This is a genomic window from Actinoplanes sp. NPDC023801 (assembly GCF_040639655.1).
Taxonomy (GTDB): domain Bacteria; phylum Actinomycetota; class Actinomycetes; order Mycobacteriales; family Micromonosporaceae; genus Actinoplanes.
The window spans coordinates 43,117-50,386 of record NZ_JBFAAI010000046.1; the positions used below are offsets into that span (position 1 = coordinate 43,117).

At 72.3% G+C, this 7,270-nt stretch carries 9 protein-coding genes; 4 read left to right on the forward strand and 5 right to left on the reverse strand.

The features are described 5' to 3' along the window. Nucleotides 1-332 precede the first annotated feature (332 nt). Nucleotides 333-1,229, forward strand: coding sequence for an aminoglycoside phosphotransferase (locus tag AB0G04_RS42285; RefSeq protein WP_360995768.1), 897 nt, complete (start codon nt 333-335; stop codon nt 1,227-1,229). Here the strand turns inward: AB0G04_RS42285 and AB0G04_RS42290 are convergent. From AB0G04_RS42290 to AB0G04_RS42300, 3 genes are read right to left on the reverse strand one after another with little or no spacing between them, the layout of a single operon-like run. After that, on the reverse strand, nt 1,216-1,905 hold the full coding sequence (locus AB0G04_RS42290) for a hypothetical protein (protein WP_360995771.1): 690 nt from the start codon (nt 1,903-1,905) through the stop codon (nt 1,216-1,218). The genes AB0G04_RS42285 and AB0G04_RS42290 overlap by 14 nt on opposite strands. A gap of 1 nt (nt 1,906) precedes the next feature. Continuing rightward, nucleotides 1,907-2,386 carry a SigE family RNA polymerase sigma factor gene (locus AB0G04_RS42295; RefSeq protein ID WP_360995774.1) on the reverse strand — a complete coding sequence of 160 codons (480 nt, stop codon included), beginning with the start codon at nt 2,384-2,386 and terminating at the stop codon, nt 1,907-1,909. An 8-nt stretch (nt 2,387-2,394) separates the two neighbouring features. After that, nucleotides 2,395-2,532, reverse strand: a complete 138-nt coding sequence (locus AB0G04_RS42300; RefSeq protein ID WP_360995776.1) for a hypothetical protein — start codon at nt 2,530-2,532, stop codon at nt 2,395-2,397. A gap of 151 nt (nt 2,533-2,683) precedes the next feature. Between AB0G04_RS42300 and AB0G04_RS42305 the strand changes: the two genes are divergently transcribed. Then, nucleotides 2,684-3,691, forward strand: a complete 1,008-nt coding sequence (locus tag AB0G04_RS42305; protein WP_360995779.1) for a GNAT family N-acetyltransferase — start codon at nt 2,684-2,686, stop codon at nt 3,689-3,691. Nucleotides 3,692-3,754: 63 nt separating this feature from the next. Here the strand turns inward: AB0G04_RS42305 and AB0G04_RS42310 are convergent, their stop codons facing one another. Beyond that, a complete protein-coding gene (locus tag AB0G04_RS42310) occupies nt 3,755-3,982 on the reverse strand; it encodes a hypothetical protein (RefSeq protein ID WP_360995782.1) in 228 nt (75 codons plus the stop codon). Then, the gene (locus AB0G04_RS42315; protein WP_360995785.1) at nt 3,979-5,229 is read right to left on the reverse strand and encodes an alpha/beta hydrolase; all 1,251 of its coding nucleotides are present in this window, start codon (nt 5,227-5,229) and stop codon (nt 3,979-3,981) included. The genes AB0G04_RS42310 and AB0G04_RS42315 overlap by 4 nt, the downstream gene beginning before the upstream one ends. A 135-nt stretch (nt 5,230-5,364) precedes the next feature. Here AB0G04_RS42315 and AB0G04_RS42320 point away from each other — a divergent pair, with 135 nt between their 5' ends. Both AB0G04_RS42320 and AB0G04_RS42325 read left to right on the forward strand, forming a co-directional pair. After that, nucleotides 5,365-6,588 carry a sensor domain-containing protein gene (locus AB0G04_RS42320; RefSeq protein WP_360995788.1) on the forward strand — a complete coding sequence of 408 codons (1,224 nt, stop codon included), beginning with the start codon at nt 5,365-5,367 and terminating at the stop codon, nt 6,586-6,588. A 7-nt stretch (nt 6,589-6,595) separates the two neighbouring features. Beyond that, nucleotides 6,596-7,237 (forward strand): response regulator transcription factor, encoded by a 642-nt coding sequence (locus AB0G04_RS42325; protein ID WP_360995791.1) that lies wholly within the window; start codon nt 6,596-6,598, stop codon nt 7,235-7,237. Nucleotides 7,238-7,270: the final 33 nt, after the last annotated feature.

A 7,270-nucleotide genomic window follows, 5' to 3' on the forward strand; every position in this document is an offset into this window, starting at 1 on the left:
ATCAAGCGGTCGTGATGCCGTCCGGGCCGGTGGAGGCGGTCCGAGACGGTTCGGCGGTGTGGGCAGGCTATTCACCGGGATCGAGGCGGGCCGTTCGTCATCGAGCCACTCGGCGGATGACCTCGGTCCCACACTTGTATGCGCCTGGGATCGCCGCAACCCCAACGCGGGGACTCGGGAGGAACGGCCCGCCAGGACAGGTCTTCGGTCCCGGACGGCAGGCAGGTGACGCCTCGGCCGGGCTCCGGTGGGTTCCGGCCGGCCGGTTGTCCCGGAGAGGCGCGGTCGCGTGGCGATTCTCTGTCGCGTGGCGACGCTCTACAGTGGCGGCCGTGACCACCGATCGCCGGCCGGTGCTGGCTGAGGCGCCCGACGCTGTTCGTGCGGCGGTCGCCGAGCTGCTCGGTGCACCGATCGTCGCGGAGCGGGCCGCCGCTGCCGGGTTCACGCCGTCGATCGCGTCCATTGTCGCCGGGCGGGGCGGGCGGCGGCTGTTCGTCGAGGCGGCACCGGTCGGTGACGGGCTCGGTGAGGCGGTGGCGGCCGGAGTGGTGCTGGCCGGCGCGGCCGGTGATCTCGGGCCGCGACTTGCCGGGGCGGTGGAGTGCGGGGACTGGCGGGTGGCCGCCTACGAGGTCGTCGACGGGGTGACCGTCGACTTCTGGACCGGGGACGACCTGGTGGAACTGCTGTCGGTGGCCGAACGGATGCGGGACCGGCTCGAACCTTGCCCGATCGGGGGCGTCCGGCCGTACGCGCGGGATTTTGTGCCCTTGCTCGGGAACTGGACGACGCTCGGGGTGACCCGGCCGCCGCCGGTGGCCGTGCCGGTGACCCGGCTTGCCGAACTGGAGAGCCGGTGGCTCGACGTGCTCGCGCCGGGCGGTGCGCTGCATCACGGTGACCTGCGCCGCGACAACGTGATCCGGGAACCCGGCGGCCGTCTGCGGATCGTCGACTGGACGCATCTGTGGACGGCGCCGGGCTGGATGGACCTGATCCGTCTGTTACCGGATCTCGCCGCGTGCGGGCACGATCCGGAGGCCGTGCTGCGGCGTTCCTGCTGGCGGGATGTGCCGGCCGACGACGTGAACGTCGCCCTGGCCGGGCTCTCCGGGCGGGCGTGGCGTGACTGCGCCCGGCCGGGCGAGCCACGGCTGCGGCGGATGCAGCGGGAGCAGGCCGAGCACCTGCTGGCATGGCTGGACGCCCGGCTCAGGCGGGGGTGATGCCCGCGGCGACCGCCTTGAGAACGTCGGCCGGAACCCGGGCATTGGCCTCGATCGCGATCACCGACAGGTCGGGCGAGATGATTACCAGGCCGTGACCGGCGTCCTCGGTGCCGGAGGTCCGGGTCAGGCGAGCCTTGCCGGTCGGTACGTCGAAGGTGGCGACCGTGGTGGTGCCGTTGAGGAAGCGGTTGGCCAGCGTGTTCAGCAGGATGGCGGTGCCCCGCTCCGGTGTCGCCGGCAGCGGGCGCAGCACGGTGATCCACAGGTAGGAACCACCGTTGGTCTGCTCGAAGCGGCGCATCGACTTCGCCACGGTGGCGTCCAGCGGCCCCGCCGAGCGGCCATCGGTGACGTCCTCGCCGTCCGGCGAGATGATCAGGGTGGCGCTGTCGGCCCTCGGGTCGAGGGTGATGCCTTCCGGGAGGTGGCCGATCCGGAAACGGTCCACATCGGCGATCGCCGTGCTCGCCGTGCCGAAGCTGGCGGCGGGAACCGGGAGCGTCACCTCATGCGGCCGGGTCACCGCGAAGACGCCACCGGTGACCGTGAGCACCGCGCAACCCGCCACAGTCAGCCGTAGAGCCCGCCGGCGGCGGACACCGCGGTGCACCCGGTTCAGGAAGTCCTCCGTCACCGGCAGATCGAAATCGGTTGTGGACAGGAATTCCGGCATGTCAGCCCTCCGCCGTCATCTGGGTACGAAGTGTCGCGAGGCCCCGGGACAGGTGGGATCGGACCGTGGCCGCGCTGCAGCCGATCGCCGCACCGATCTGGTCGTCCGGCAGATCGGCCAGATAGCGCAGCGCGATCGCGGCCCGCTGCTGCGGCGGTAACCCGGCCAGCAACTGGTGTACGTGCGCCGCGTCGTCGACCGACGTCAGCGCCCGGTCCTCCCCGGCCCGGTCCGGCACCTCGGCGACCGGAATCGGACTTCGGCGCCGTCGCTCGTTCAGGAACAGGTTGACCATGGTGCGCTGGGCGTACCCGACCGGATTGCCGTCCTTGCGAACCCGCGACCAGGCCAGCCCCACCCTGATCAGGGTCTCCTGAGCCAGATCCTCGGCCGCGGCCCGGTCCAGCGTCAGGGCATTGCCCAGCCGCAGCAGCCCGGCTGCGCTCTGCCGCAGAAACGTTTCGAACCCGGCACCTCTCATACCTATGACTACACGCCGGGACCCTGGATCTGTTGCGTCGTTCCGGCACGAAGCTGCCGGACGACGAGACCGAATGCCTCCCGTACGGCGGCGCGTGACTCGTCGGTGTGGTCGAGCATGTCGAAACCGTGCCGGTCGGTCGGCACGTCGACGATCGCCAGGTCCGCGCCGGCACCGCGGGCGGCCGTGACGAACGCCTCGACCGGCGGCGGATGGGTGTGCCGTCGCGGTCGTCCGGTACCGGCGCCCCGGGGAGGCAGCGGGGTTCAAGGGCCGGCGATCGATATCATCGGCCGGATGGAGTTGCGGAGGCTGGCGACATTCGACGGCCACGAGGCATTCGCCTGGTATGACGCGTGGCGCACCGGCACCGCCGCGGACCGGCACGCGCCTCTCGTCACCGCCCGGGACAGCCAGTTGAGGTCGCTCGCCGCCAACGCCACCAACCCGAACCGGCACCGGGAGGCGTGGGCCGCCTGGGACGGTGACACCTGTGCCGGCGCGATGCTCGTCGAGTGGGCGCTGCGCGAGAACCCGCATCGGGCCGAGATAGACATCGCGGTCCCGCCCGGACACCGGCGCCGCGGTGTCGGCGGGGCGCTCTGGACCGCCGGCCTGAACCGGGCCCGGGCCGCTGGACGGGACACCGTCACCGCCGAGGTGCACGTCCCCCGCGGGCAGGGGCTGTCCGACTGGCCGGGCGGCCGGTTCGCTCTCGCCCGCGGCTTCGTCTCCGGGCTCGCCGAGGAGCGGATGGTTCTGGACCTGCCCGTTCCCGAGGCCGTCCTGACCACGTACGACCGGGCCGTGCCCGGCTACCGGGCCGAGACCTGGCACGGTCCCACGCCGCCGCACAGCCTGCCGGCTCTCGCCGAACTCACCAGCGAGATGGCCGCCGACGTACCGACAGGTGATCTTGACGTGGAGGCCTCCCGCTGGGACGCCGAGCGGATCGGCACCAATCAGGAACGGCTCACCGCTGTCGGGTACGCGCTGGTCACCACCCTGATCACGGCCGGCTCCGGCGAACCGGCAGGCTACACCCAGCTGCTCGTGGACGCTGACGGCATCGACGTTCACCAGGATGACACCTACATCCGGAAGGCACACCGAGGGCACCGGCTCGGTGCGCTTGCCAAAGCCCGTAACGTGCGGGGACTCGTCGGCCGGCATCCGCGGGCACGGCATGTGCACACCTGGACGGCCTCGACGAACGACGCCATGCGGTCGATCAACGAGGGTTTCGGGTTCCGTCCGGTCGAGACCACCCATTCCATGGAGTCCGTCAGGCCGGAATCCCGCTGATCCGTGTTGTGCGGACGACACGCGGACGGTCCGGCTCGGTGGGCGCCGGCCCGGCGGACTGGATCACCGGCGGGGCAGTGCGGGCCGCGCGGGGAGGGCGGGTTCGTCGCCGGGCTCAGCGGTGGCCGGCCCTGCCGCGGCGGGGCGGGTGGCGGCGGTGCGGGCGGCGGCGGTGCGGGCGGCGGCGGTGTTGCCGGCGGTGGTTCGGGCGGCGGTGCTGCGCTCTCGTCGCTTGTTCTGGCTGCGTGGCCGGCCCCACCATGCGAGGAGCGCGAAGGCGTCCATGATCATTCGACGTCTCCCTCCGTCCGAGCCGCCAGCGATTCCGGCGTGTCGCCGGTGGCTACGTGCTCCCCGGCGACACCCCGTTCGCCGGCGGGTCCCAGTAGGCCCGCGGCGGCCGATCCGGCGCCGGGATCGGTGCGCGGGATGCCGCCGGCGGCGATGGCTCCGATGGCCGGCAGAGCCGAGGCGCCCGGATCGTAGTAGCCGTCGTGGCCCGTGACGTCGTCGCAGGGCAACGGGAGGGCACCGAACTCCGGGTCGGACGGCAGGGTGCCGTGCCCGAGGCCGAGGAGCCGGACACCGGGAACGCGGCGGATCCAGTCGCCGGGGGCGGCGCAGGCCCACACCCGGGCGGAGGTGCGCAGATCCGGCCGGTCGGTCACGCCCATGCCCGGACTGCCGATCGCGATCAGGTCGGTCACCTGGGCGCCGAGGTGAGGCGCAGCGAGACCGGTGACGGTGGATCCGTAGCTGTGGCCCACGAGGACCACGGACCGGTCCGGGTGGCCGAGCAGCAGACCGTCGACGAAGCGGACGAGGGCCGCGGCGCCGGCGGCTGCCCGGTCCTCGCGAACGGTGGCGGTGCCCATACCCTCGGGCGGGTCGTAGCCCAGCCAGGCCACCACGGCGATCCGCGTATCCGGATGGGCCGTGGTGATCCGGTCGTGGAGGCGGTGGGCCTGCCATCGGGGTGCCCGGCGCTCGACCTTGCCGAGGCCGGTGTCGAAGTTGGTCACGTCGGTGTCCACGCCGGGGATCAGGATGACCGTGCGGTCGGCGGTGTCGAGATCGCCGAGGACCTCGACGAGGCGGCCGCCGGCGCTCTCGTCGTACGCCAGGATCTGCCGGCCGGCCGCCTGCGGGAAGCGCATCGCGTTGGCGGTGTAGCGCAGGGCCGTCGGCGCACCGTCGAGATTGCCGACGATCTCCGGGAAGCGCCGGGTCAGCGCGGTGGCCTCGGCCGGTGCGATCCGGGCGAAGAACGCCGCGACCTCGGCCGGGCGGGCGGTGCCCGGGTCCGGAGGGGAGAGCCGGTCGGTCAGCCAGGCTGGGACGGTCGCCGCGGTGGCACGCGGCGCCGGTACGGGCGGCCCGAACAGGGCGAGCGGCGCGGCCAGGCCGCCGGGCAGGAACGCCGGGGCGTCCGGCGGCGACGGCAGGATCAGACCGACCAGGGTGCCGGTGGTGACGGCGAAACCGGCGAGGCCGGCCGTCAGCCAGGCATTCCGTGAGGTGACCGAGGCGTGAGGCATGCCATTGAGCCTGATGAGAATCAGTCGTGGACACAGTCGGGCAGGCACGCGCCTGATGGTTCGGTTATCCGCACCGTCGTTGCTCGTGCTGGCACCATCGCGCCCGGTGGCGCCGACCGGGCATGCTGAACCGCGATGAAGAGGATATTGGCCCCGATCTTCGGCCGCCGGTCACGCCAAGGACTGGGATATCTCCTGCGTGTCACACCGATCGACGTGCTCAGCGGCCTTCTTCTCCTGGTCGGCGGCGTGGTCGGCACGATCCTTTCGCTCACCCCGATCGGTGCGTGGTTGCTGGCGGCGGTGCTGCGGGGCGCAGCCGCTCTCGGGGCGGGACGGCGCGAGCTGGCTGCCCGTACCTTCGGTGACCGGGTTCCGGAACCTGCCCGGCTGGTCGTGGAGGGCAGGGGCTTCTTCGGCTGGCGGCGGGCGGTCCTCAGCGACCCGGTCGGGTGGCGTGCCCTGGCCTACGCGCTGATCAAGCCGCCGGTGGCGGTGCTGTCCGTGGTGCTGACCTGTGGTTTCTATCTGTACGGCCTGGTCAGCCTCGTCTATCTGCCGTTCCATGAGGGTGAGTTCGGTACCGAGGCGTACGCCGTCATGGTGACCAGCGTGATCCTGCTGCTGCTGGGCCCGTGGATGGTGCGGTCCGTGCTCGCCGTCGAGCGGCTGCTGATCCGTGGACTGCTCGGGCCGAGTCGGGCCAGCCAGCGGATCAGCGACCTGCGGGACTCCCGTGACCGGGCGGTCAAGGACGCCGACATCACCCTCCGCCGGCTGGAACGCGACCTGCACGACGGCGCCCAGGCCCGGCTGATCGGTGTGGGGATGCACCTGGCCATGGTCCGTGAGCTGGTCACCGCGCAGGCGTCTCCGGAACACGTCGTGGCGGCTGTCGACACCGCCCAGGCAACGCTGGCGACCGCGGTCGCCGAGCTGCGCGACCTGGTGCGGGGCATCCATCCGCCGGTGCTCGACAACGGTCTCGAGGCGGCGCTGGCCACGGTGACGGCCGGCAGCGCGGTGCCGGTGACCGTCGAGACCGACCTGCCCGGCCGGCCGCCGCCGGCGCTGGAGAGCATCGCCTACTTCACGGTGTGTGAGCTGCTGACCAACGCGGGCCGGCACAGCGGGGCCCGCAACGCCACGGTCCGGGTGGGCCTGCGGGACGGCGTCCTCAACCTGCGGGTGCACGACGACGGACGGGGTGGCGCCCATCAGCGGGCCGGCGGCGGGCTCGCCGGGCTGACCGAGCGGGTCGGGGTGGTCGACGGCCGGCTGACGATCGACAGTCCACCGGGCGGTCCGACGACGGTGACCGTGGACATCCCCTGCCCGATGCCGGTTCAGAGGCGGTAAAACACGAATGCGCATCGTCATCGCCGAGGATTCCGCGATCCTGCGGGAAGGACTCGCTCAGCTGCTCACGATACGAGGGCACGAGGTGCTCGCCGTCGTCGACGTTCCGGCCCTGTTCGAGGCGGTTGCCGTACGGCCGCCGGATGTGGCGATCGTGGACATCCGGCTGCCGCCGAGTCACACCGACGAAGGGCTGCGCGCCGCGATCCGGCTGCGCCGGGAGTGGCCCGGGACCGGGGTGCTGATCTTCTCGCAGTACGTGGAGACGGCTTTCGTCGCCGAGCTGCTGGCGGGTGGCTCGGAGGGCGTCGGTTATCTGCTGAAGGAACGGGTGGTCCAGCTCGACGATTTCGTGGAGGCGCTGCATCGGGTCGCGGCCGGCGGCACGGCGCTCGACCCGCAGGTGGTCACCCAGTTGTTCGGCCGGACCCGGCACCGTGACCTGCTCACCGAGCTGACCCCGCGGGAACGGGAGGTGCTCGGCCTGATGGCGCAGGGCCGCTCGAACACGGCGATCGCCGGCACGATCAAGGTGAGCGAGCGGGCCGTCGAGAAGCACGTGACGAACATCTTCGGCAAGTTCGACCTGCCGCCGTCCGACACCGACCACCGCCGGGTCCTGGCGGTGATCCGCTACCTGCAGAACTGACCGGGACGGTCGGGGTGGCGGCCCGGAACCGGG